Source organism: Methylosinus sp. shoA (assembly GCF_059718125.1).
In genome coordinates, this window is sequence record NZ_AP046091.1 from 4,299,897 (window position 1) to 4,322,935 (window position 23,039).

26 protein-coding genes are annotated in these 23,039 nt (G+C 67.6%); 12 read left to right on the top strand and 14 right to left on the bottom strand.

Annotation, left to right across the window (positions count from 1 at the left end; translation table 11 throughout):
- Nucleotides 1-152: 152 nt before the first annotated feature.
- Nucleotides 153-389 carry a phosphoribosylformylglycinamidine synthase subunit PurS gene (gene purS / locus AC6IW9_RS20195; protein WP_497766642.1) on the top strand — a complete coding sequence of 79 codons (237 nt, stop codon included), beginning with the start codon at nucleotides 153-155 and terminating at the stop codon, nucleotides 387-389.
- A 12-nt stretch (nucleotides 390-401) separates the two neighbouring features.
- Nucleotides 402-1,088 (top strand): phosphoribosylformylglycinamidine synthase subunit PurQ, encoded by a 687-nt coding sequence (purQ, locus tag AC6IW9_RS20200; protein WP_497766643.1) that lies wholly within the window; start codon nucleotides 402-404, stop codon nucleotides 1,086-1,088.
- Between the two features lie 4 nt (nucleotides 1,089-1,092).
- Here purQ and AC6IW9_RS20205 read toward each other — a convergent pair whose 3' ends face one another.
- The 3 genes from AC6IW9_RS20205 to AC6IW9_RS20215 form a co-directional block, all read right to left on the bottom strand.
- The gene (locus AC6IW9_RS20205) at nucleotides 1,093-2,100 is read right to left on the bottom strand and encodes a CorA family divalent cation transporter (protein ID WP_497766644.1); all 1,008 of its coding nucleotides are present in this window, start codon (nucleotides 2,098-2,100) and stop codon (nucleotides 1,093-1,095) included.
- 215 nt (nucleotides 2,101-2,315) lie between these two features.
- Nucleotides 2,316-2,669 carry a hypothetical protein gene (locus AC6IW9_RS20210; RefSeq protein ID WP_497766645.1) on the bottom strand — a complete coding sequence of 118 codons (354 nt, stop codon included), beginning with the start codon at nucleotides 2,667-2,669 and terminating at the stop codon, nucleotides 2,316-2,318.
- 148 nt (nucleotides 2,670-2,817) lie between these two features.
- Complete coding sequence (locus tag AC6IW9_RS20215) at nucleotides 2,818-3,654, bottom strand: hypothetical protein (RefSeq protein WP_497766646.1); 837 nt, start codon at nucleotides 3,652-3,654, stop codon at nucleotides 2,818-2,820.
- 253 nt (nucleotides 3,655-3,907) lie between these two features.
- Between AC6IW9_RS20215 and AC6IW9_RS20220 the strand changes: the two genes are divergently transcribed.
- Nucleotides 3,908-4,213: a hypothetical protein gene (locus tag AC6IW9_RS20220; protein ID WP_497766647.1), complete on the top strand. Its 306-nt coding sequence runs from the start codon at nucleotides 3,908-3,910 to the stop codon at nucleotides 4,211-4,213.
- A gap of 18 nt (nucleotides 4,214-4,231) precedes the next feature.
- Here AC6IW9_RS20220 and AC6IW9_RS20225 read toward each other — a convergent pair whose 3' ends face one another.
- Entirely contained in the window at nucleotides 4,232-4,477 is a 246-nt protein-coding gene (locus AC6IW9_RS20225; protein WP_497766648.1) for a hypothetical protein, read from the bottom strand.
- A 182-nt stretch (nucleotides 4,478-4,659) separates the two neighbouring features.
- Between AC6IW9_RS20225 and AC6IW9_RS20230 the strand changes: the two genes are divergently transcribed.
- From AC6IW9_RS20230 to AC6IW9_RS20240, 3 genes are all read left to right on the top strand, one after another.
- The gene (locus AC6IW9_RS20230) at nucleotides 4,660-5,130 is read left to right on the top strand and encodes a MarR family winged helix-turn-helix transcriptional regulator (RefSeq protein WP_497766649.1); all 471 of its coding nucleotides are present in this window, start codon (nucleotides 4,660-4,662) and stop codon (nucleotides 5,128-5,130) included.
- A gap of 129 nt (nucleotides 5,131-5,259) precedes the next feature.
- Nucleotides 5,260-8,445 (top strand): efflux RND transporter permease subunit, encoded by a 3,186-nt coding sequence (locus tag AC6IW9_RS20235; RefSeq protein WP_497766650.1) that lies wholly within the window; start codon nucleotides 5,260-5,262, stop codon nucleotides 8,443-8,445.
- Nucleotides 8,442-9,710: an efflux RND transporter periplasmic adaptor subunit gene (locus AC6IW9_RS20240; protein WP_497766651.1), complete on the top strand. Its 1,269-nt coding sequence runs from the start codon at nucleotides 8,442-8,444 to the stop codon at nucleotides 9,708-9,710. The genes AC6IW9_RS20235 and AC6IW9_RS20240 overlap by 4 nt, the downstream gene beginning before the upstream one ends.
- Nucleotides 9,711-9,801: 91 nt before the next feature.
- Here the strand turns inward: AC6IW9_RS20240 and AC6IW9_RS20245 are convergent, their stop codons facing one another.
- The 10 genes from AC6IW9_RS20245 to AC6IW9_RS20290 form a co-directional block, all read right to left on the bottom strand.
- Nucleotides 9,802-10,050 carry an exodeoxyribonuclease VII small subunit gene (locus AC6IW9_RS20245; RefSeq protein WP_497766652.1) on the bottom strand — a complete coding sequence of 83 codons (249 nt, stop codon included), beginning with the start codon at nucleotides 10,048-10,050 and terminating at the stop codon, nucleotides 9,802-9,804.
- 197 nt (nucleotides 10,051-10,247) lie between these two features.
- A complete protein-coding gene (locus AC6IW9_RS20250) occupies nucleotides 10,248-11,651 on the bottom strand; it encodes a cation diffusion facilitator family transporter (protein WP_497766653.1) in 1,404 nt (467 codons plus the stop codon).
- 122 nt (nucleotides 11,652-11,773) lie between these two features.
- Entirely contained in the window at nucleotides 11,774-12,478 is a 705-nt protein-coding gene (gene rplA / locus AC6IW9_RS20255; protein WP_497766654.1) for a 50S ribosomal protein L1, read from the bottom strand.
- A 4-nt stretch (nucleotides 12,479-12,482) separates the two neighbouring features.
- Entirely contained in the window at nucleotides 12,483-12,911 is a 429-nt protein-coding gene (rplK, locus tag AC6IW9_RS20260; RefSeq protein WP_497766655.1) for a 50S ribosomal protein L11, read from the bottom strand.
- Nucleotides 12,912-13,169: 258 nt separating this feature from the next.
- Nucleotides 13,170-13,700 carry a transcription termination/antitermination protein NusG gene (gene nusG, locus AC6IW9_RS20265; RefSeq protein ID WP_497766656.1) on the bottom strand — a complete coding sequence of 177 codons (531 nt, stop codon included), beginning with the start codon at nucleotides 13,698-13,700 and terminating at the stop codon, nucleotides 13,170-13,172.
- A gap of 80 nt (nucleotides 13,701-13,780) precedes the next feature.
- Complete coding sequence (gene secE, locus AC6IW9_RS20270) at nucleotides 13,781-13,972, bottom strand: preprotein translocase subunit SecE (protein ID WP_497766657.1); 192 nt, start codon at nucleotides 13,970-13,972, stop codon at nucleotides 13,781-13,783.
- 192 nt (nucleotides 13,973-14,164) lie between these two features.
- The gene (locus AC6IW9_RS20275) at nucleotides 14,165-14,383 is read right to left on the bottom strand and encodes a hypothetical protein (RefSeq protein WP_497766658.1); all 219 of its coding nucleotides are present in this window, start codon (nucleotides 14,381-14,383) and stop codon (nucleotides 14,165-14,167) included.
- 32 nt (nucleotides 14,384-14,415) lie between these two features.
- Complete coding sequence (rsmA, locus tag AC6IW9_RS20280) at nucleotides 14,416-15,279, bottom strand: 16S rRNA (adenine(1518)-N(6)/adenine(1519)-N(6))-dimethyltransferase RsmA (RefSeq protein ID WP_497766659.1); 864 nt, start codon at nucleotides 15,277-15,279, stop codon at nucleotides 14,416-14,418.
- Nucleotides 15,276-16,286: a 4-hydroxythreonine-4-phosphate dehydrogenase PdxA gene (gene pdxA, locus AC6IW9_RS20285; RefSeq protein WP_497766660.1), complete on the bottom strand. Its 1,011-nt coding sequence runs from the start codon at nucleotides 16,284-16,286 to the stop codon at nucleotides 15,276-15,278. The genes rsmA and pdxA overlap by 4 nt, the downstream gene beginning before the upstream one ends.
- Nucleotides 16,287-16,318: 32 nt before the next feature.
- Nucleotides 16,319-16,615 carry a DUF1640 domain-containing protein gene (locus tag AC6IW9_RS20290; RefSeq protein WP_497766661.1) on the bottom strand — a complete coding sequence of 99 codons (297 nt, stop codon included), beginning with the start codon at nucleotides 16,613-16,615 and terminating at the stop codon, nucleotides 16,319-16,321.
- Nucleotides 16,616-16,783: 168 nt separating this feature from the next.
- On the opposite strand from AC6IW9_RS20290, the gene ccmI reads away from it, so the two are divergent.
- The 6 genes from ccmI (at nucleotide 16,784) to AC6IW9_RS20320 (ending at nucleotide 22,985) form a co-directional block, all read left to right on the top strand.
- On the top strand, nucleotides 16,784-17,872 hold the full coding sequence (gene ccmI, locus AC6IW9_RS20295) for a c-type cytochrome biogenesis protein CcmI (RefSeq protein ID WP_497766662.1): 1,089 nt from the start codon (nucleotides 16,784-16,786) through the stop codon (nucleotides 17,870-17,872).
- A 4-nt stretch (nucleotides 17,873-17,876) separates the two neighbouring features.
- The gene (ccmE, locus tag AC6IW9_RS20300; RefSeq protein WP_497766663.1) at nucleotides 17,877-18,317 is read left to right on the top strand and encodes a cytochrome c maturation protein CcmE; all 441 of its coding nucleotides are present in this window, start codon (nucleotides 17,877-17,879) and stop codon (nucleotides 18,315-18,317) included.
- Nucleotides 18,318-18,426: 109 nt separating this feature from the next.
- Entirely contained in the window at nucleotides 18,427-20,403 is a 1,977-nt protein-coding gene (locus AC6IW9_RS20305; RefSeq protein WP_497766664.1) for a heme lyase CcmF/NrfE family subunit, read from the top strand.
- A 224-nt stretch (nucleotides 20,404-20,627) separates the two neighbouring features.
- Nucleotides 20,628-21,044 (top strand): cytochrome c-type biogenesis protein, encoded by a 417-nt coding sequence (locus tag AC6IW9_RS20310; RefSeq protein ID WP_497772572.1) that lies wholly within the window; start codon nucleotides 20,628-20,630, stop codon nucleotides 21,042-21,044.
- A gap of 212 nt (nucleotides 21,045-21,256) precedes the next feature.
- On the top strand, nucleotides 21,257-22,174 hold the full coding sequence (locus AC6IW9_RS20315; RefSeq protein ID WP_497766665.1) for an outer membrane protein: 918 nt from the start codon (nucleotides 21,257-21,259) through the stop codon (nucleotides 22,172-22,174).
- 13 nt (nucleotides 22,175-22,187) lie between these two features.
- Nucleotides 22,188-22,985 (top strand): class I SAM-dependent methyltransferase, encoded by a 798-nt coding sequence (locus tag AC6IW9_RS20320; protein WP_497766666.1) that lies wholly within the window; start codon nucleotides 22,188-22,190, stop codon nucleotides 22,983-22,985.
- Nucleotides 22,986-23,039: the final 54 nt, after the last annotated feature.

Consider the following 23,039-nt stretch of genomic DNA (forward strand, 5'->3'; position numbering starts at 1 on the left):
GCATAGTCGAGTTCCAGCTATAGGAAATCATCCGCTGGTTGTTGTCAAGCCGCCTCACCACCTGCGCGGTCGAGAGCCACGCCCCGCCCTTGCGCTCCGCTCCTCCGCCCGCTAACCCTGCGCGCGAGACCCGCCGAGGAAAGCCGAAGCCCATGAAAGCCCGCGTCATCGTCACCCTCAAAGCCGGCGTGCTCGATCCGCAGGGCAAGGCCATAGAAAGCGCCCTGCGCTCGCTCGGCGTCGAGGGCGTCGCCGGCGTGCGGCAGGGCAAGGCGTTCGACGTCGAGCTCGACACGACAGACCGCGCCGAAGCAGAAGCGAAGCTGAAAGCGGCTTGCGAAAAACTGCTCGCCAATACGGTCATCGAGAATTTCGCGATCGAGATCTAAAAGGAACCGCGCATGAGAGCCGCCGTCGTCGTCTTCCCCGGCTCCAATCGCGAGGGCGATATGGCGCGCGCCCTGCGCCAGGCGACCGGACGCGCGCCGACGATGGTCTGGCACGCCGAGCATGAGCTGCCGCCGGGAACCGATCTCGTCGTGCTGCCCGGCGGCTTCTCCTATGGCGATTATCTGCGCTGCGGCGCGATCGCCGGCCGCGCGCCGATCATGGCGGCGGCGCGCGCCCATGCGGCGCGCGGCGGGCTGACGCTCGGCGTCTGCAACGGTTTCCAGATTCTCTGCGAGTCCGGCCTGCTGCCGGGCGTGCTGATGCGCAACGCCGGCCTGCGCTTCGTCTGCCGCATGCAGCATCTGCGCGTCGAGCGCGCCGACACCGCCTTCACCCGCCATTACGCGCCGGGCCAGACGATAAAGGTGGCGATCGCGCATGGCGAGGGCAATTACGAGGCCGACGACGAGACGATCCATCGGCTCGAGGGCGAGGGGCTCGTCGCCTTCCGCTATTGCGACGCCGCCGGCGTCGTGGGCGGCGCGGCCAATCCCAATGGCTCGCGCAACGACATCGCCGGAATCTATTCCGAAGGCCGCAATGTGCTCGGCCTGATGCCGCATCCCGAAAATCTGATCGATCCGCTGGTCGGCGGGACGGATGGACGCGGCCTGTTCGAGAGCCTCGCCGCCGCGTGAGGCGTCAATCGGCGTCGCGCCTGTGGAGCCAGGCGAGCGCGAGCAGCGCGGCCGCCGCCGAGGCGACGCATAGCGCCGCAGCGTAGAGGGTGCCGTATTCATTCTCGGCGAAGAACAGATTTTTCGTGTTCATGCCGAATATGCCCGAGACGAGCGTCGGCGGCATGAGCAGCGTGCCGAGAATGGTCAGCACATAGAGCTGGCGATTGGTCTCGGCGGTCAGATTGGAGACGATCTCCTCCTGCAGCAGGCGCGCGCGATCCTGCAGCGCCCCGAGCTCCTGATGCAGCGCGTCGAATCGTTGGGAGAGCCGCCGCAGCGCCGCCTGCATCGGCTCGCCGATGCGCGTGGATTGTCCCGCGCGGGCGAAGACGCGCTGCGCGTCGGCGATCTCGCGATGCAGCCTTATCGTCTGCCGGCGCAGCCCGCCGAGCCGGCGGCGCTCGTCGCGCGCCTCGTCGTCGAGCACGCGATCCTCGATCTCGTTGAATTCGGCGAAGAGCGCCTCGATCGCGGCGTCCAGGGCGGAGAGCGTCTCCTCGACGATCAGCTCGAAGAGGTCGAGCGGCGAGGCGACGCGGGCGCCTGCCAACGCCGCCTGCCGGGCCGCCGCCGACGATTGCACGGCGTAGCGACGCGCGGTGACGACGCCATGTGCGGTGACGACGATGCGCAAATGGCGCAACACGTCCTCCGGACGCTCGAGATCGCGTCCGCGGTCGGGCAGCACGCCCCACAGCGCCGTCTCGTCCGCGGCGAGGCGCTGATGCGTGTCCGGCTCGACGAGCAGGGCCTTCGCCTCGGCGGGAATCTGCCGCTGCGCGGCGACCCAGTCGCGATAGCGCAGATCGGCGACGTTGAGATGCACCCAGACGAAGCCGCCGCCGGCGGGCTCGAGGCTCGGCGCGCCCGGGTCCGAGACGAGCGTCGCAGCGCCGTCGGCGTCGAAGCGCAGCACCCAGAGAAAGGGAGAATCGCCGACGATCGCGCCGCGCGGCGGCTTCAGCCTCATGAGGGTCGGTCTCCCGAAAGACGGGCGCGTGACCGAAGCCCCTCCTCGACCTCCCGCTTCGCGGGAGAGGGGCCGACCGGCTTTTCGCGAGCCTTCGATGACGCGCCGAATCCGCTCCCTCTCCCGCGAAGCGGAGGAGGGCCGGGGTTGGGGCCGCACGAGAGCGAGCCTTTATCTCCCCGATGCGACAATTCGCCGACACCGGAGGCGGGGCGTCACGGTCCCCAGAAAGGAACGCCGTCGCTATAGGGCACGACGTCCAGCCGGCGGCGGTTCGGCAGCGTCTCCTGCATGAACCAGCTGCGCTGATTGTTCTCGATCGGCTGATAGGCGAAGAACGTATTCTCGACGAAGTAGCGATTGGTGGTTCCGACCGGAACCACGGGTCCGGGATCGAGCCAGCTGCGGCGCGGGACGGCGAGCGGCACGCGGACATAGGGGATGGGGGCGTCGGAGACGACGACCACTCGAGGAGGCGCGGCGCGGCGGGGCTTGGCGAGCGCGTCGCCGGCCGTCGCGATGGCGCAGAGGCAGGCGAGGCCCGCCGACAGACTGACGAAAAGACGCATCCTCTTCTCCCGGTTCCGACACTCTCTCGCGGATCATAACCGCTCGCGGCGGAAAACGATACGTCGCGCGAACGCGTTGCGCGTCGATGTCCGCGAATGTGTGCGACGAAGCATTAATCGCTGGCGCGCAATCGTCGGTTTCGTCGCATCAATGACGTGCGCCGCGTTTCTTGGCGGATGCGCGCGCTCCCGCCGCGGCGCTCGCCTCCACGGCCGGCGCGGCGAAGCACGACGGCGCATCCGCTCTGGCGAACGCCTTCTGCAGCGCCTCGTTCTTGCCGCCCGGCAGGTAATAGAGCCGGTCGAGGAGGCAGGTCGCGACGCGGCGGTCGACCGCCCGCCCGGCCGCCCCGCAGGCGAGGCCGGCGATCTCGATCGAAAGGGACGAATCGATCAGCCGCACCGCCGCGCAGCCGCGCTCCGTCGCCGGGCCGTCGCCTCGTCGCTGCGAGAGCCGTATGTCGGCGGCCTCGAAGGCGCCGGCGCGGCCCACGAGCGGCGTCGGCTGCGAGATCCGCACGACCGCGAGGCCGGCCTCCGCGGCGTGGCGCGCCATGTCGAGGAAGAAGTCGGAATTGCCGAGCTTGTCGCCGGTGGGCTGGAGAATGTCGATCCGCAGATAGAAGCGGCCGGCGTCGAAACCGCCGAAGCTCATGGTCTCCTGCCGTCCGCCCGTCTGCCGCGCCGGCCCGACGGAGGTCGTCTTCTCCTTGGCGAGCTCGGGGACGTCGAGATCGAAGGCGGCCTTGGGAGCGACGGGCATAGCCGCCTCGGCCCGGGCGGGAGGCGTCGGGCGCGGCGCTATGGTCGCGGTCGGGAGCTCGTCGACCGCCGGCGTCGCAGGCCGAAGGAAAATCACGAAGCCGGCCAGAACGAAAAGGGCGGCGAGTCCCATGGAGGAAGCGGCGAAGCTGCCGAGAGGCCGCGCCCGCAGCGGGCCGCTCTCACAGACGGGAAAGTCTTCGTCGGAAGCCGACCAACTCATAACCCCACTCCAAACGCCCGGCGGGTCGCGCCGGAAACATGACGACTTCCCCGCACCCTGCCGAACAATCTCGAGGTCGAGGTTACATGGGCGCCACCATTTGCCCGAAGGGTAAACATTCGGTTGAGCGGAACCATCTTTCCGAAGCGGAGGAGACAAACTTCGGACAAGAATTTTTATGACATGGAGAACGGCTGTAGCGTCGATCTCGACGCGGGGGGAGAGGAACACCGGCTCTTTTCGAGGAAACGGCATGAAGCTCCCTGCGCTCGCGGCCCTGGCGACCTGTTTGTCGCTGCCGGCTTACGCGGAAAAAGTCACGATCGGCTGTCCGCTCGTGACGCAATACGGCGAGAACGAGGTCAATTACCTGCTGAACGAGGTCCGCTCCGTCGTCGGCGATCAGGAAGCCGGGCGCATCTACGCGCATTACCTCGATCTGCGGAACGCTTGCCGCGTCAATGGCGACGCGGTCCGCACCGTCACGGTCTCCCCGACCCTGCGCGATTGGCTGGCCCAGAACGGCGTCGACATCCGCCGCTTCGCCCGGCGGCTCTGATATCCGGACGGGCGCCGCTCAATGGCGGCGGCCGCGCTTCTTGGCCTTGGACGCGCCGACGATCTGCGCCCGGCACGCGCGGCTGAGCGAGCCGAGATTGGATTTGAGGCATTGCGCCACGGCGTCGGCGTCGGGCACGAATCTCTCGCAGAAGCGATAGGCGTCATTGGTGCAGGCCGAGCGCTGCCGGGCCGTCCCCTGGGCGGACGCCGGCGCGGCGGCCATGATCGCAACGAAAAGCGAAAGCCCGAATATCATGCGCATCGCAACCTCTCCTTCGGCGGCCGAGGCCCCCGAGGTCAATGATAGGGCGCGGCTGCGCGCGGCAATCGCCCGGACGGATTAACCTTTCATCAGAGAACGCCCGAGAACGGGCTTGCTTTCCCCGGCGGCCGGGCATTTAATAAGCGTACTCATGACAAGCCAAACAAAGAACAGCTGGATCAATGAGCCTGCCGCCGCCCAACACATTCTGCTTTCTGCTGTCGGACGCGGCGCGGCTGATGCGCAAACGGTTCGAGCAGAATGCGCGCGAACTCGGCCTCACCCGCGCGCAATGGCAGGCTCTCGCCTATCTGGCGCGCAACGAGGGCGTCAGCCAGTGCGGCTTGGCCGATATGCTGGACATCGAGCCGATCACGCTCGGACGGACCATCGACAGGCTCGAGGCGCAGGGCCTCGTCGAGCGTCGGCCGCACGACACCGACCGGAGAGCGTGGCGGCTCTATCTACGCGAGGCCGCGCTGCCGCTCATCGCCGCCATGGCGCCGATCTCGGAGCAGACCCGCCGGGAGGCGCTCGCGGGCTTGAGCGAAGCAGAAGCGGCCGCCTTGATGCGCGCGCTCGAGGCCGCGCGGGCGAATCTGAGCGAGGCGATGAGCGCGTCGCCGAAGCGGCCCAAGGCCAAGGCGGGGTGAGAGAGGACGGATGCGCGGGCGCGAGCGCGGAAAACGAGACGCCCTTCGAGATCATAACGGCATTGCTCAAGTCGATTGGTTCGCCGGAGCGCGGTCTGCCGCCGCTGCCGGCCATGAGGTCGGACCCCTATGGAGCTCGTCAAATATGCCCTCAAATTCCGGCTGACGTTCTACGTCATCGCCATTTTGACGACGCTCCTCGGCGGCGCGGCGATCGTGTCGACGCCCAAAGACGTGTTCCCGAACGTCGATATCCCCGTCGTGACGGTGATCTGGACCTACACCGGCCTCTCGACGACCGAGATGGCGCAGCGCGTCACCACTTACGCGGAATTTTCGACCTCGAACAACGTCAACGGCATCAAGAACATGGAAAGCCAGACGCTCCAGGGCGTCGCGGTGATGAAGATCTTTTTCCAGCCGGATGTGAACATAGAGCTCGCCATCGCGCAAGTCGTCTCCTCGATGAATTCCATCCGCGCCCTGATGCCGCCCGGCATCAATCCGCCGACGGTGATCCGCTATACGGCGTCGCAAGCGCCGGTGCTGCAGCTCGCCCTGTCGAGCAAGAGCTTCAGCGAGCAGCAGCTCTATGATTTCGGCCTCTACCGCATCCGTCAGGCGCTGACCGCGACGCCCGGCGCGACGCTGCCGACGCCCTGGGGCGGCAAGCAACGCCAGATCATGATCGATCTCGACATCGCCAAGCTGCAGGCGCGCGGCCTCACCCCGCTCGACATCGTCAACTCGGTCAACACGCAGAACGTCACCGTTCCGTCGGGCCTCGTGAAGTTCGGGGAGCTGCAATATGTCGTGCGGCTCAACTCCACGCCCGAGGCGCTGGAGACGCTCAACAATATTCCGATCAAATATGTCGACGGCGCGCCGGTGCTGCTGCGCGACCTCGCCCAGGTGCGCGACGGCAGCCCGCCGCAGCAGAATATCGTGCGCGTCGACGGCGTGCGCTCCGTTCTGCTCACCGTGCTCAAGAACGGCAACGCCTCGACGCTCGACGTCGTGGACAACGTCAAATCCGCCATCGCCAAATTGCGCGAGGCGATCCCGCCGGAAATGCGCATCGACGAGCTGTTCGATCAATCCGTCTTCGTTTCCCATGCGATCGCCGACGTGCTGCGCGAAGGCGCGATCGCCGCGGCCCTCACCGGCCTCATGATCCTCCTGTTTCTCGGCTCCTGGCGCTCGACGCTGATCGTCATCATCTCGATTCCCCTGTCGATCCTCGTCTCTCTCGCCATTTTGAGCGCGCTCGGCCATACGATCAACATCATGACGCTCGGCGGCCTCGCCCTCGCCGTCGGCATATTGGTCGACGACGCCACCGTCGCCATCGAGAACACCTATCGCCTCTTCGAGGAGGGCAAGGAGTTCCGCCATGCCGTGGCCGAGGGCGCGTCCGGCATCGCCAAGCCGGCGCTGATCTCGACGCTCGCCATTTGCGCCGCCTTCGTGTCGGTGCTGTTCCTCACCGACGTCGCCCGCTATCTGTTCACCCCGCAGGCGCTGGCCGTCGTTTTCGCCATGCTCGCCTCTTATTTCTTCTCGCGGACGCTGACGCCGATCCTGATGGATCAGCTGCTCGCGCATGAGCATCACGGCCGCGAGCTGGAGCGCGACGCGCGGCGCGCCGGGGTAGCCGGCGCCCTCGCCCGCGCGCAGGTCGCCTTCGAGCACGCCTTCGAGCGCATGCGCGCCCAATATGGCCTGCTGCTCGCCGCCGTTCTGCGCCGCAAAGCGCAGACCTTCGCCGGCGTCGCCGGCGTTCTCGCTCTCGGCGGCCTGCTGTTCGTGAATGTCGGCGAGGATTACTATCCGCAGATCGACGCGGGTCAGATGACTCTGCATGTGCGCGCCCGTCCGGGCCTGCGCATAGAGAACACCGAGCTCTTCTTCCAGAAGGTGGAGAATGTGATCCGCGAGGTCGTGCCGGAGCATGATCTCGCGCTGCTCATCGACAATATCGGCCTGCCGCAGATCACCTATAATTTCGCCTTCACCGACGGAACCGTCGTCGCCTATTTCGATGGACAGATCATGATGTCGCTGCGTGAAGGGCATGCGCCGACGGCCGGCTATATGAAGAAGATGAGGGAGATTCTGCCGCAGCGGTTCCCCGAGGCGATCTTCTATTTCCAGGCTTCCGACATCATCACGCAGATTTTGAACTTCGGCCTGCCCTCGCCGATCGCTCTGCGCGTCGTCGGCCGCGACGTGGAGGGCAATCAGCTCGTCGCGCGCAAGCTGCTGGAGCGCGTCAAGGACGTGAAGGGCGTCGTCGACGCCCATATTCACCAGATCCTCGACGCCCCAGAATTCTTCGTCGATATCGACCGCTGGCGCGCGCTGCAGCTCGGCGCCAGCACGCAGCAAGTGGCGAGCAACGTCAATGTGTCGCTCAGCTCCTCCTTCCAGGTCGCGCCCAATTTCTGGACCGATCCGCAATCGGGCATTCCCTATTCGATCGCCGTGCAGACGCCCGAATATCGCATCGCCTCGCTCGACGCTTTCGCCAACACGCCCGTCTCGGCCGTCACGAACGCGCCGACGGCGCAGGTCGATCTCCTGACCAATCTCGCGCAATGGCGGCGCGGCATAGAGCAGACCGTCGTCACGCACTCCAACACGCAGCCGACCTATGACATCTACGCCAACCTGCAGGATCGCGATCTCGGCGCCGTCGAGCGCGATATCGCAAAAGTCGTCGCCGAGCTCGAAGGCGAGCTGAAGCCCGGAAACTCGATCGTCCTGCGCGGCCAGATCGAGAGCAAGAATCTCGCGTTCCGCCGCATCGGCCTCGGTCTCCTCGCCTCCATGGTCTTCGTCTATCTGCTGATGGTCGTGAACTTCCAGAGCTGGGGCGAGCCTTTCGTGGTGATCCTCGCGCTGCCGATCGCCTTCTGCGGCATCGTCTTCGGTCTCTATGTCACGGGCACGACCTTCTCGATTCCGTCCTTGATGGGCGCCATCATGTCGGTCGGCGTCGCCTCCGCCAATTCGATCCTGCTCGTCACTTTCGCGCGCGAGCATCGCGAAGAAACCGGCGCTTCGGCCGAGGAAGCGGCCTATCTCGCCGGCATGACGCGCATCCGTCCCGTCCTCATGACGGCGGCCGCCATGTTCGTCGGCCTGTTGCCCATGTCGCTCGCGCTCGGCGACGGCTCCGAGCCGAACGCCGTGCTGGCGCGCGCGGTCATGGGCGGCATCGCCTTCGGCACTTGCTCGACGCTGCTCGTCGTGCCGCTCCTCTATTCGATCTTGCGCCGAGGCGAACCGCGCGCGCCGAGGGACTATCTATGAGCGACACGCCGCATCCGCGCGGCCCACTGACGCCGGCCTCGGTCGCAAGCGCGCGCCCCGAGCCGCGCCTGCGAAAGGGTCCTCTCGTCGTGCTCGCTCTGCTGCTGCTCGGCGTGCTGTGGCGCGGCGCGGCGCGCCACGCCGATCGTGAGCGCGAAGCGACCGCCTTTCAGCAGGCGCAGGCCGAGGCCGCGCTCAGCGTGCGCGTCGCCGAGGTGAAGAAGGTCGCGAGCCCCTTTCACATCGAGCTGCCGGCGCAGACGCTCGCTTTCGAGCAGGCGCGTCTCTTCGCCCGCGCCACCGGCTATATCGCGGAGCGGCGCGTCGACATCGGCTCGAAGGTGAAGCAGGGCGATCTGCTTCTGCGCATCGCCGCGCCCGATCTCGACCAGCAATATGCGCAGGCGAAGGCGCAGCTCGCCCTTTCCAAGGCGCAGCTCCTGCAGTCGAAAGCGCAGATCGAGCAGACCAAGGCCAATCTCAATCTGGCCAAGGTCACCTATAACCGCGCCGCGACGCTCGCCAAGAATAATTTCGAGAGCAAGCAGAACGCCGACAATGCATTCGCCAATGTCGAGGCGCAGACCGCCAATCTCCAGGCGGCGCAGGCCGGCGTCGAAGTCTCACAGGCCAATATCAACGCCAATCAGGCGAATGTCGACCGGCTCGCGCAGCTCGTCGGGTTCAAGGATGTAACGGCGCCGTTCAAGGGCGTCGTCACCGCGCGCAATGTGGATATCGGCGACCTCATCAGCGCCGACGCCAATGGCGGAACGGCGCTGTTCTCGCTCGCGCGAGACGATGTGCTACGCGTCCAGGTCTCGGTGCCGCAGGCCGAGGCGCAGGGCCTCGTCGACGGGCTCGAGGCGAAGATTCTGGCGCCCGAGCTCGGCAAGACTTTCAAAGGAAAGGTGACGCGCAACGCCGTTTCGCTCGATCCGGCGACGCGGACGCTGCTGACCGAGATCGACATCCCCAATCCGACCGGCGAATTGCGCCCCGGCCAGTTCGTGCGCCTCGTGCTCGACATTCCCCGCGTCCATCCGCATGTGAATGTGCCGGCGCCGGCGCTCCTGTTCGGCTCACAGGGGCCGCGCGTCGCCGTTGTCGGCAAAGGCGACGTGATCCGCATGGCGCCGATCGTGATCGCCCGCGACTATGGCGCATCCGTCGATGTGGAGGAGGGTCTTTCCGGAGAGGAGCGCGTCGTGCTCGATCCGCCGGTCGATATTCGCGACGGCAGAAAGGTGACGATCCGGCAATGACCGTCATTGCGAGCGCAGCGAAGCAATCCGGAGTGGTGCGAGGCCCCTGGATCGCTTCTCGTCGCTCCGCTCCTCGCAATGACGGCGGGCGTCACTCGACGTCGAGCGGCGCGACGCCTTTGGGCTGCCCGTCGGCGGCGAGCGTGATCTTCTCGATGCGCGCCTCGGCCGCGCGCAGCAGAGCGTCGCAGCGCTTCTTCAATGCTTCGCCGCGCTCGTAGAGCTTCACCGATTCGTCGAGCGAGACGCTCGCCTTCTCGAGCTTGCCGACGATCTCCTCGAGCTCCTGAATGGCCTTCTCGAACGGCAGGGCGTCGATGTCGGAATTGTCGTCGGACACGGGACGAGCTCCCTCGCTGCTCTGTGGATCATCCGCCGTTTCTAGCACGAAACGCCGCCGTCCGAGCGTCTCATACGGTTCGTTTCGCCCGCGGCGGGGCCCGTCTTTGCGAGGAGCGAAGCGACGAAGCAAGCCGGGGGCCCGCCCCACGACTCTGGATCGCTTCGCGCCGCTCGCGATGACGGCCGGAAATCGCATCACGAATGATCGTCGATTTCGGCGTGGCCGGCGATGCGCAAAATGTCCGGAAATTCGGCGCGCATCGCCCGCTCCGTCTCGTCCACCGCCGCATGCGCGGCCTCGACCGAGAGGCGCGGGTCGACGCAGCAATGATAATTGACGACCAGCCCCTCGGCCGTCTCGCGCGCCCGCACATCGTGGATATTGGTCAAGGTTCCAAATCGCGCCGCGTGGCGCGCGAGCGCCTCCGCGACGCGGCGGCGCGTCTGCGGCTCCGCGTCCCGGCCGATGAGCAAATGCGGCTCCAGCGGCTCGATATGGGTCTCGATCTCGACAGCCGGGCCGAACTCTTCGAGGATCGCCTGCTCGAGGCTCGTCGCGATCGCATGAGCGCGGCCCTGCGGCATGGCGCCGTCCAATTCGAGATCGAGCGTGATGGAGAGCCGCTCGCCGATCTGCTGCGCGATGACGTGATGCACCTGCAGTCGCCGCCGCGCGGCGACGAGCAGGATGCGCTCGAGCACGGTCTCGTCGTCGAGCGCGATCGGATGGGCGGCGAGCGTGATCTGCGCGCCGGCGAACGCCTGCGCGATCGCCGCGCCCGCCTCGTCCTTGATGCGCGTCGCGCGCTCCAGCGGCAGCGTGCGCGAGACGCCGAGCACGGCCTCGCCCATCACCTTCGGCCCGGCCATGCGCAGGCGCAGGCTTTCGACGGCGATGACGCCGGGCGTGGCGCGCAGGATCGCGTCGATGCGCGGGACGATCTCCTGCGGCGCCGCGTCGAGCAGAGTGGCGACGGTGCGCCGGCCGAGGCGATAGCCCGCGACGGCGATGAAAGCCGCGACGCCGAAGGCGGCGAGCGCGTCGCCCTGCGGAAAACCGGCGCGCGTCGCCACGAGTCCGGCGACGACCAGGGCCGAGGAGACGAGATCGCTGGCGAAATGCAGCGCGTCGGCGGCGAGCGCGTCGCTCTGCGTCTCCCTGGCGACGGCGTCGAGGCGTCGCGAGCGGAAAAAATCGACGACAATCGACATGCCGAGCGCTGCGAAAGCCGGCCAGCCGGCGTCGATGTCGAGCGCGCCATGGCCGAGACGCTGCGCCGCCTGGACGGCGACGATCAGCGCGAGGCCGAACAGGAGGCCCGTCTCGATCAGCGCGGCGAGCGACTCGACCTTGCCGTGTCCATAATGATGTTTCTCGTCCGCCGGCTTCTCGGCCTGCCGCACGGCGTAGTAAGTGAGGATGGTGGCGGCGACGTCGGCGGCCGAATGGCCGGCCTCGGAGATCAGCGCCAGCGAACCGGACCAGATTCCGGCGGCGAGCTTGGCGATCGTCAGTCCCGCGCTGGCGGCGATCGACGCCTTGGCGGCGGCGGCCTTGCGCGAGGCGACATCATGACGAAGGATGACGGTGTCCTGCATGCCGTGACGCTCCGCCGCCGGCTTAGCAAATTCGCGGCGCCCCGGGCAATCTCTCGCTCGAACGCAGAGGCCGGCGACGAGCGCCGGCCTCCGAATTCACAAAATCGCGGCGACGCGCGGACTCACGCCTGCGGCGCGCCGAGCGACGCCACATCCACCTTGACGCCCGGCCCCTGGGTGGAGCTCAGCGCCACGCGTTGGATGTAGGTTCCCTTGGCGCCGGCGGGCTTCGCCTTGGCGACCGCGTCGACGAAGGCGCGGATGTTCTCGACGAGCCTGCCCTCTTCGAAAGAAGCCTTGCCCACCGTGCCCTGCACGATGCCGGCCTTCTCGACGCGGAACTCGACGGCGCCGCCCTTCGAGGCTTTCACCGCCCCCGCGACGTCCATCGTCACCGTGCCCACCTTGGGGTTCGGCATCAGGCCGCGGGGCCCCAGCACCTTGCCGAGGCGGCCGACGAGCGGCATCAGCTCCGGAGTGGCGATGCAGCGGTCGAATTCGATCGTGCCGCCCTGGACGATGGCGACGAGGTCCTCGGCGCCGACGATGTCGGCGCCGGCGGCCTTCGCCTCGTCGGCCTTGGGGCCGCGCGCGAAGACGGCGACGCGCAGCGTGCGGCCGGTGCCGTTGGGCAGATTGACCACGCCGCGCACCATCTGGTCCGCATGCTTGGGATCGACGCCGAGATTCATCGCGATCTCGACCGACTCGTCGAATTTGGCGCTCGCATTGGCGCGAACCAGCTTGATCGCCTCGTCGACGGGATAGAGCTTGGTGCGCTCGACGCCCTGGCGGGCCTTGGCGATGCGTTTTCCGATATGGGCCATGATCTCACCCCACCACTTCGAGGCCGATGGAACGGGCGGAGCCCTCGATCATCGCCGCGGCCGAGTCGATCGACGTCGTGTTGAGGTCGGCCATCTTCTTCTCGGCGATCTCGCGGATCTGCGCGCGGGTCACCTTGCCGACGAAATTGCGGCCCGTGGTCTTGGAGCCGGACTGAACGCCCGCCGCCTTCTTGAGGAAGTAGGAGACCGGCGGCTGTTTCAGTTCGAAGGTGAAGGAGCGGTCCTGATAGGCGGTGATGATGACGGGGATCGGCGTCCCCTTCTCCATCTGGCCCGTCCGGGCGTTGAACGCCTTGCAGAACTCCATGATGTTGAGGCCGCGCTGACCGAGCGCGGGACCGATGGGCGGCGAGGGATTCGCCGCGCCGGCCGGCACCTGCAGCTTGATGTAGCCGGCGATTTTCTTCGCCATTTCTCATCTCCAACGAAAGGCGGCCGTGGGCTCGCGCCCACGCCGCCGGTTGCAGCTCGTGGTCCGGCGCGTTCCCCCTTTGGCGAAAAGGGCGCGCCCGCCACGTTCTCGTCTCCCCGCAACGGGGAGTTCTTCCTTCTCCCGCTTGCGGGAGAAGGTGTCGCGCGTATGCGCGACGGATGAGGGTCCCTTGCAGCGGCCCTCACCCGACCCCGCTTCGCGGGGCCACCCTCTCCCGCTCCGCGGGAGAGGGGAGTCTCAGACCTTCTCCACCTGCGCGAACTCCAGCTCCACCGGCGTCGGGCGGCCGAAGATCGACACGGCCACCTTCACGCGGGAGCGGGCGTCGTCGACCTCCTCCACCACGCCGTTGAAGGAGGCGAAGGGGCCGTCGGCGACGCGGACCGTCTCGCCGACCTCGAAGGAGATCGACGGCTTCGGCCGCTCGACGCCTTCGGCCACCTGGCCCTTGATGCGCTGCGCCTCGGCCTCGCTGATCGGCATCGGCTTGTTGTCCGCGCCGAGGAAGCCGGTCACCTTGGGCGTGTTCTTGATGAGCGAGAACACCGCATCGGTGAGGTCGCACTTCACCAGCACATAGCCGGGGAAGAATTTGCGCTCCGAGCTGACCTTGCGGCCGCGGCGCACCTCGACCACCTGCTCGGTCGGCACGAGGATCTCCTCGAACTGGTCCGAGAGATTGCGCTGCGCGGCGCCTTCCCGAATGGATTCGGCGACCTTCTTCTCGAAGTTCGAATAGGCGTGAACGATGTACCAGCGCATGCTCATGACGGCGCGACGGCTCCGATCTCTCTTCTCGCCCTGCCGATCAGGGCGCGCGGGCGACGTGCGCCCCGCGGAAACAGCGCTTACTGACCTATCCGCAACAGGAGCCCGACGGCGACGTGCAGCGTCTTGTCGACGAGCACGAAGAACAGGCTCGCGAACAGCACCATCAGGACCACCAGCCCGGTGGTGATCAAGGTCTCGCGGCGCGTCGGCCACACGACCTTGCTCGCTTCCGAACGCACGTCCTGCAGGAATTGAAACGGGTTGGCCATTTGCTCACCGAGTTGGTCCACGACGCGGAAGACGTCGCGGCCGCATCTTACGCGAGGCGCGCCGCGATGCAGCGAAGCGCGCCACAAAACAGTCGCGGCGCGGGACCGACAGGCCACGCGCCACGAGAATGCAGTTTATATTCCACTCGCGCTCGCGCGCCAAGCAGAAAATTCCGAACAGGCGCCCGACGCTCAGCCCGCCGGCGGGCGCGCGTGCTTGGCGAACCAGGCGCGCGCCTCCTCGCGCGTGCGCTCCAATTCCCCGAGCGCGGCGTCGAGCTTGGCTTCGTATTGCTCGAAAGTCTCGCTGGGATCGAACACATCCGCCGCGAGCGAATAGGGCGTCGCGATCTTGAGCTCGGCGCGAGGGCCCTCCTCGGTTTCGACAGCGGCAAAATAGAATTTCGTCATTCTCGCCCCTCCTCGGCACAGGCGCTACGGGGTCAAGATAGAACGGCCAGAGCCTGCGCCAATGCGACGAATCCGCCGATGTCGATCTCCTCCGCGCGCCGCGTCTCCCCTATCTCCGCCGCAGCGAGCAGGCGCGCGACGTCGAGGTCCGGAAAAGGCAGGGCTTTCAGGCTCTGGCGCAGCATTTTGCGGCGTTGGCCGAAGGCGGCCTTCGTCACCTGCGACAGCAAGCGCGCCTCGCAGGGCGCAGGCGAGGGGTTCGGGGCGAGCTCCACGACCGACGACACCACCTTGGGCGGCGGCGTGAAAGCCGAAGGCGAGACGTCGAAGAGGATGCGCGCGCGCGCGCGCCAGCCGCAGAGCACGGCGAGGCGTCCGTAATCGGCGCGCTGCGCAGGCGTCGCGACGATGCGCAGCGCCACCTCGCGCTGAAACATCAGCACATAGCGGTCGAAGACGGAGGGCCAGGGCTCGGCCTCGATCCAGCGGCAGAGAAGCTCGGTGGCTATGTTATAGGGGAGATTGGCGCAGATGCGGGCCGGCCCGCCGAGGCCTTGGTCGCGTGCGAGAGCGGCCGGGTCGGTCGCGAGCGCGTCGCCCTCGACGATCACGAGCCGGTCCGGATAGCGCGCCCCGATCTCGCGCAGCGCCGGGATGCAGCGCGCGTCGCGCTCCACTGCGATGACGCGGCCGGCGCCTTCGGCGAGCAGAGCGCGGGTGAGGCCGCCGGGGCCGGGTCCGATCTCGACGATGGTCGCGCCATCGAGCGGGCCGGCGGCGCGCGCGATGCGGGCGGTGAGATTGAGGTCGAAGAGGAAATTCTGGCCGAGCGCCTTGCTCGCCATGAGGCCGTGGCGGGCGACGACCTGGCGCAGCGGCGGCAGATCGTCGATCATCGCGCCGTCATGCGGTCGGCGAGACGGATCGCCTCGACGAGGCTCGTGGCGTCGGCGACGCCCTTGCCCGCGATGTCGAAGGCCGTGCCGTGATCCGGCGACGTGCGCACGAAGGGCAGGCCCAGCGTGACATTCACGCCGCGGTCGAAAGCGAGCGTCTTGATCGGGATCAGCGCCTGATCATGCGTCGGGCAGATGGCGACGTCATAGCGCGCGCGGGCAGCGGCGTGGAACAGAGTGTCGGCCGGATGCGGCCCGCTCGCTTCGATCCCTCGCGCGCGCAGCTCGGCGATGGCCGGAGCGATGACGTCGACTTCCTCGCGCCCCATCGCCCCGCTCTCGCCGGCATGCGGATTGAGCCCTGCGAAGGCGAGGCGCGGCGACGCGATGCCGAAGCGCGCGGAAAGATCGGCGGCGACGATCGTTCCGGTCTCGACCAGCAGCTCCCGCGTCAAGAGACGCGGGACCTCGGCGAGCGGCACATGAATGGTCGCGGGAACGACGGCGAGCTCCTCGGCCCAGAGCATCATGACCGGGCGAAAGGCGCGGCCGAAGCGGCGCTCGGCCAGGGCGGCCAGAAATTCCGTATGGCCCGGATGCGCGAAGCCCGCGGCGTAGAGCACATTTTTCGCGATCGGATTGGTGACGAGCGCGCGCGCCTCGCCCATCGCCACGAGTTCGACGGCGCGCTCGATCGATAGAATGATCGCGGCGGCGTCGCCCGGCTCCGGCGCGCCCGGAAGGCCGCGGACCGCGCGCCCGAGCGGCGCCACCGGCAGAGCCACGGGGAAGATCGCGGCGGCCTCGCGGGGCGCCGCCTCGCGCAGCGGAATATCGAGGCCGAGCGAAGCGGCGGCGCGGGCGAGATGCGCCGGATCGGCCAGGACGAAAAAAGGCGGAAGGTCCCGATCGACGCGGGCGCGCCAAGCCTTCAGCGCGAGCTCGGGACCGATCCCGGAGGGATCGCCTTGCGTGACGACGAGAGGCGTCGCTCGAGCGTCGGACATGGCGCTAGCTCGGTTCTCTGCGGCTCGCGCGATCACGGACGCGCAAATCTCGCCAGCGCCAGGACCGCGCCGAGAATGACGGACGTCTGAAAGCCGATCGCTCCGATCCACGCTTTGACGATTTCGGTCTTGCTCGCTTCGATCTTCGCCCCGAGGCGCAGCTCCATTTCTCTCGGGTCCGAGCGGAGGGTGTCGAATTCGATCCCGAGGCCGGCCTCGGCGGCGATATCCTGGTTCATCGCCTTCGCGGAGGTCCGAGCCTCCGGGAAACCGCCGTCCTCGAGCTGCTCGACGAATTCCGGCGTGTCGAAGGCGACGGCGGCGCTCATCTGCGATCCTTTCGTGAGCCGTCTCGAATATGGCCCGGCTTCGCCTTCGCGTCCAGCACGCGCCGGCTGCCTTCTCCCGCTGCGCGGGAGCATGAGCTCTCTACTGAATTCTCGAAGAATTTCCATCTCTCTTCCCTCTTCCCCGGATTCCCTCTAAACAGCCGGGCCATGATCTGGCTCGTCTTCGCTCTTCTGACCGGCGCCGCAGTGATGAGCGTGCTGTGGCCGCTCGCGCGCCGCGGCGAAGCCGCCGATCCGGCGGCGACCGACATCGCCTTCTTCGAGGAGCAGATCGCCGAGATCGATCGCGAGAGCGCCGAAGGACGCCTCTCGCCCGCGGATGGCGAGGCCGCTCGCGCCGAGGCCGCCCGCCGGCTGTTGCGCGCGCGCGCCGCGCTCGGGAGCGAAGCCGGATCGTCGCGGGGCAACGCCGTCATCGCCGCAGCCGGCGCCATCGTCGTCATTCCCGCGCTGGCGCTGTTCGTCTATTCGCGCCTCGGCCATTCCCATCTGCCTGATCTGCCCTTGCAGGCGCGGCTCGAGGCCGCGCCCGGCCACACGGACATCGCCGGCGCCGTCGCTCGCATAGAGGAGCATCTCGCCGAGCATCCGGAGGACGGACGCGGCTACGAAGTGGTCGCGCCCTTCTATCTGCGCAACGGCCGCGCCGCCGACGCGGTCGACGCCTATCAGAAGGCGCTGCGTCTGCTCGGGCCGACGCCGCAACGCCACGTCTCGCTCGGCGAAGCGCGCGTGCTCGCCGCGCAGGGCCGCGTGAGCGACGAAGCGAAACACGATTTCGAGGCGGCGCTGGCGCTCGATCCGAAATCGGCCATCTCCCGCTATTACATCGGTCTCGCCGCAGCGCAGAACGGCGAGCGCGACGAGGCGATCGACGTCTGGTCGAAGCTGCTCGACGACGCGGCCCCGGACGCCCCCTGGCGCGAACGCGTCGCCGCCCTGCTCGCACAAGTGCGCGAGGCGCCGGCGGGCGAGGAGGGCGCGAAGATCGCCGCCATGCCTCGGGACGCGCAGCTGCAGGCGATCCACTCCATGGTCGAGCGTCTGCGCGGCCGGCTCGAACAAAACGGCGGCGATGTCGACGGCTGGCTGAAGCTCATCCGCGCCTATAGCGTGCTCGACGAAGCCGAGAAGGCGAGAAGCGCGCTCGACGGCGCGCGCAAGGCGCTCGCGACGGACAGGGACGGCCTCGCTCGCGTGGACGCTCTGGCGCGCGAGTTGGGCGTCGGAGGATGACGGGATGACGCGCAAGGGCAAGAGGCTGGCTCTGATCGGCGGAGCGCTCGGCGCGCTCGCGCTCGCCGTCGGCCTCGTGCTGTTCGCGCTGCGCGACAACATCGTGTTCTTCTATACGCCCTCCGAGCTCGCGCAGAAGCAGCTCGCGCCGGGCGCGCGCCTGCGCATCGGCGGGCTGGTGAAGGAGGGCTCGGTCACGCGCGGCGAGAATCGCGACATCGCCTTCGTCGTCACCGACAAGACCAGCGACCTCGGCGTCGCGTACACGGGCCTGCTGCCCGATCTCTTCCGCGAAGGACAGGGCGTCGTCGTCGACGGGACTCTCGCGCCGGACGGCGTGTTCCGCGCCGACAGCGTGCTCGCCAAGCACGACGAACGCTATATGCCGCGCGACGTCGCGGATGCGCTGAAAAAGCAGGGCGTCTGGAAAGGCGATGAGAAATGAGGCTTCCCATCATCGTGAGGAGCGACGGCGACGAAGCGATCCAGGACCCGCCCCACGGCCCCGGATCGCGTCGCTTCGCTCGCAATGACGGCGCAAGGGAGGCGAGGAGATGATCGTCGAGACCGGCCATTTCGCGCTCGTGCTCGCTCTCGCTCTCGCTCTCGCGCAGGCGATCGTTCCCTTCGCCGGCGCGCGATTGCGCGACGCCTCCTTGACGAGCGTCGCGCGCCCCGTGGCGCTCGCGCAATTCGGCCTCGTCGCCATCGCTTATGGCGCGCTCACTTACGCGCATGTCGTCTCGGATTTCTCGCTCGTCAACGTCATCGAGAATTCGCATTCGCTGAAGCCGATGATCTACAAGATCTCGGGCGTGTGGGGGAATCACGAAGGCTCCATGCTGCTGTGGGTCCTCGTACTCTCCTTTTTCGGCGCGCTGATCGCCGTGTTCTCCGGCGCCATGCCGGATCGCCTGCGCGCCGATACGCTCTCCGCGCAGGGGCTCATCGGCGCGGCGTTCGTCGCCTTCATTCTCTTCACGTCGAATCCCTTCGCGCGCGTTTCCGATCCGCCCTGGCAGGGCCGCGACCTCAATCCGATCCTGCAGGATCCCGGCCTCGCCATTCATCCGCCCCTGCTCTATCTCGGCTATGTCGGCTTCTCGATCGTCTTCTCCTTCTCCGCGGCGGCGCTGATCGGCGGGCGCATCGACGCCGCCTGGGCGCGCTTCGTGCGGCCCTGGACTCTCGCCGCGTGGATCTTTCTCACGCTCGGCATAGCGATGGGCTCTTACTGGGCCTATTACACGCTCGGCTGGGGCGGCTTCTGGTTCTGGGATCCGGTCGAGAACGCGTCGCTGATGCCCTGGCTCGCCGGCACGGCGCTCTTGCACAGCGCGGCGGTGATGGAGAAGCGCGAGGCGCTGAAGGTCTGGACGATCTTCCTCTCCATCCTCGCCTTCTCGCTGTCGCTGCTCGGCACTTTCCTGGTGCGCTCGGGCGTGCTCACCTCGGTGCACGCCTTCGCCAGCGATCCCGAGCGCGGCGTGTTCATCCTCGCCATTCTGGTGTGCTTCATCGGCGGCGCTCTGGCGCTGTTCGCCATTCGCGCGAGCGCCCTGCCGACGGGCGGACTCTTCGCCCCGATCTCGCGCGAGGGCGCGCTCGTCGTGAACAATCTTCTGCTCACGACCTGCTGCGCGACCGTCGTCATCGGCACGCTCTATCCGCTCGCGCTCGAGGCGCTGACCGGCGACAAGATTTCGGTCGGCGCGCCATTCTTCGACACTGTTCTCACTCCCATAGCTCTGCCGCTCGTGCTGCTGATGCCGATCGGCCAGATGCTCGCCTGGAAGCGCGGCGATTTCCTCGGCGCCCTGCAGCGGCTGCGCGCCGCCTTCGCGGCCGCCGCCGTCGCGCTCGCCGCTTTCGGCGCGCTGCATGGCGCGCCCTTCCTCTCCGTGCTCTGCGCCGGCCTCGCGATCTATCTCGTCGTCGGCGCCTTCTGCGATATCGCGATGCGCGCCGCGCCGCGCGGAACGCCGCTGCGCTCGGTGGTCTCACGTCTGCGTGGATTGCCGTTCTCAGCCTGGGGAACGTCCATTGCCCATGCCGGCGTCGGGCTCACTCTGCTCGGGCTCGCCGCGACCGGCTGGGGCGTGGAGCAGACCGTGGCGATGAAGCCCGGCGTCGCCTATGACGTCGGGCCCTATCGAATCGCGATCGAGAACGTCGCGTCGCGCCCCGGCCCCAATTACGCCGAGACCTATGCCGTCATGGCGGTGCGTGAAGGCGATGAGATTCTGGCGCGCATAGAGCCGGCGAAGCGTTTCTATCAAGCTCGGCGCATGGCGCGCACGGAGGCCGGCATCGTCACACTCGGCCTCGGCCAAGTCTATGCGGCGCTCGGCGAGCAGCACGAGGACGGAACCATCGACGCGCGGCTCTATTACAAGCCGCTGGTGCTGCTGATCTGGCTCGGCGCCGTGGTGATGGCCATCGGCGGCGCCTGCTCGCTCGCCGACCGGCGTCTGCGCATCGGCGTCGCCGCACGCGCCCGCGTCGCAGCGCAAGCACAGGCCGCGGAATGACGGGTTTTTTTCCGAATCTCGCCGCTCTCTCCTTCTCCCGCTCGCGGGAGAAGGCGGCCCTCGCGAAGCGAGGGTCGGATGAGGGCGGCGCAGGCCCTCATCCGTCTCGACGTCGTCGATCCACCCTCTCCCGCTTGCGGGAGAGGGGAATCGCGCACCTCGTTTCCGCTTTTCTCTTCACCGTCGCGCTGCTCTCCCCCGCCCTCGCCGTGGAGCCCGGCGAGATGCTCGCCGATCCGAAGCTCGAGGCGCGCGCCCGCGCCATCGCGAGCGAATTGCGCTGCCTCGTCTGCCAGAATCAGTCGATCGACGATTCCGACGCGCCGCTCGCCAAGGATCTGCGCCTCATCGTGCGCGAGAAGCTGAAGGAAGGCGCGAGCGACGCGGATGTGCGCGAATTCGTCGTCGCTCGCTATGGCGACTTCGTTCTGCTGCGCCCGCCGATAAAGCCCGAAACCCTGCTTCTGTGGGCCGCGCCGCTGCTCGCGCTCGGCGGCGGCGGCGCCGCCATTTATTACTTCGCCGCGCGCCGGGGACGCCACACGAGCGGCGGCGCGCTGACGGAGGCGGAGCGCGGCGAGCTGCGAGCCTTGGGCGTTTCCGTCGATCCGCCCGCGCCAGACAGTGAGCAGAATCGCTGATCCATTCGCGGAGACGCGTAAGTATCGGCGCGCATGTGACCGTCTCGTCACAGCGTCGATAAATCCCTGCATTCGCGAAAAACCACGAAACTGCTCTCATTGACGCGGCGTAAACGGCCCCGGTAAATTGAACCGATCGATTTCTGTCTCGCTTGTTCTTCTTTCGGGCGCTCCAACCGCTCGCCCCCTTTTCGGATCGAGGGTCCTTGCCGATGAAAGCCTTTCCCTTCGCCGCGACGATCGTCTTGTTCGTGGTCTGCGGTCGAGCCGGCGCCGCCGATCTGCCATCCGTCGCGCCGCCGGCGCCGCCTCCGCCGCCCGTCTTCTCCTGGACCGGCGTCTATCTCGGCGCCAATGGCGGCTATATCTGGGGGGCGCGCACGGGGATCAACTCCTATGGCGTCGCCGTTCTCGACAATGATCCTTTGTTCGGCGCGACCTCCGCGCTCGGCGCGAGCGGCGTCTCCTCGCCGAACCTCGAGGGCGCCTTCGGCGGCGGGCAAATCGGCTATAATCGCCAAATCGCCCCCCGCATCGTTGTCGGCTTCGAGGCCGACGTGCAGGCGACCACCGTGCATGGTTCCGAAGGACGCTATTCGCTGCACACCGTGCCCAACCTCACCGGCTATTCGATCTCGACGGAGACACAGACCTCGAGAAATCTCGATTATCTCGCCACTGTCCGCGGCCGCTTCGGCTTCGCCGTGCAGCCCGAGGCGCTGCTCTATCTGACAGGCGGCCTCGCCTTTGGACGGACGTCGCAGACCGTCACTCACACGCAATACGCCTCTTGGGCCGGCTCGCCGCGCTTTCCGGCGGCCTCCGACGCCTTCGGCTTCGCTTCCAGCCAATTCGCCGACACGCGCGTCGGCTGGGCCGCGGGCGGCGGCGTCGAATGGGCGTTCCGCGGCAATTGGAGCGCCAAGGTCGAATATCTCTATTACGATCTCGGCAATATCCGCGCCACCGGCGCGCTCGTCTTCGACACCAACGCCATTCCCGGGCCCGGCTCGGGCGGAACGGGACTCGTCACGATCGAGTCGAGATCCCGCTTCAATGGCCATGTCCTGCGCGCCGGCCTCAACTATCGGCTCGACTTCTTCCGCCCGCCGGTCGCCGCGGCCTATTGAAGCGAGGCCTCTCATGGACAGCGACGCGCTGCTCGAGTCTCGCGATTATTACGAGGCCGATTTCGCGGTGGCGACCTTCACCGTCGACGGCGGCCTCTATGCGATCGAGAAGGAATGGATCGCTCGGCATTTCCCGGCGCCGCCCGCGCGCGTGCTCGACATCGCGTGCGGCTCCGGCCGCACGACGAGTCCGCTCGCCGATCGGGGCTATGACGTTTATGGGCTCGACATTTCCTTTCGCCTGCTCGCCGAGGGGCGCATCCGGCGTCCGGACATTCCTTTCGTCCAGATGAACGCCGAGAGACTGGGCTTCGCCGACGCCGTGTTCGACGCCGCGCTGTTCAGCGTGCAGGGCCTCGACCACCTCTTTCCGTTGAAGGCGCGGCTCACGGGATTGAGCGAGATCTTCCGCGTGCTGCGGCCGGGCGGCGCGCTGGTGATGAGCACGCATAATCTGATCGGCGAGGCGCTGCAGCCCGTGCTCTGCTCGAGGCCGCGCTTTCGCCATCCGCTGCGCCTCCTCGGCTGGCAGCTCGGCAATCGGCGCCTTTCGCAATGGTACGCCCGCTATGTCGACGAAGGCGGCGCCATGCTGGGCTATGCCGCGCCTCCGTCACGCACCAAGTCGCAGCTCGAGCGGACGGGCTTCGAAGTGCGGTCGGTCGCCGGCGCGAACTGGACCGAGGATTTCGACACGATCGAGACCCGCAACGGCTTCCTGCGCAGCACCTTCGTCTATTTCGCCGCGCAAAAGCCCGCGGCGGCGCGACGGCCCGACTCCCTCATCCCCAGACCCGCTCCCTCATCCTGAGGCGCTTTTTTGCCTCCGGCAAAAAGCCTCGAAGGATGCTCCAGAAGGCGAGCG